Here is a 408-nt window from a genome sequence, read left to right as displayed (position 1 = left end):
TACACCGCCAACAACCCAGGTATAGTGACCGATGATGATAAATTTTACTCAAAAAAGGATCCAAGCAAAATTTTTTGCTTGAATCCTTTTTAATTACTGTTTTTGGCTAGTTATGTCCCAGCCTCTTTTTTCAGTGTCTATAAACATGATTATGTTAATTATAATCCCCTATAAACATGGTTTTGGTTCCCTTGATGGCTAATGGTTTTATTCATTTCTTACATATTCAATTTCAAAGGAGGATTTCCAATAAAATCACTTTTTCTTTTTTCGGTCCGAATTTTTGCGATTAGCTCATTCTATAAGGGAAGGAACAGTTTCAGCATCCCTTATTATGGGGAAATTAGGTTCTTATTCAAGACAAAACAGCTTGGCTACAGCCTTACGTGAGATGGGCCGAATAGAAAA

Annotated in this window: 1 pseudogene; it reads left to right on the top strand. The window is 34.8% G+C overall.

Annotated features, from left to right (window positions below):
- Positions 1 to 277: 277 nt before the first annotated feature.
- A pseudogene (locus M3210_RS20815) lies at positions 278 to 408 on the top strand (Tn3 family transposase); the annotation flags it as partial.

The sequence above is a fragment of the Oceanobacillus luteolus genome, assembly GCF_023715655.1.
GTDB lineage: Bacteria > Bacillota > Bacilli > Bacillales > Amphibacillaceae > Oceanobacillus > Oceanobacillus luteolus.
This window is presented reverse-complemented; position numbering and strand designations above follow the sequence as displayed.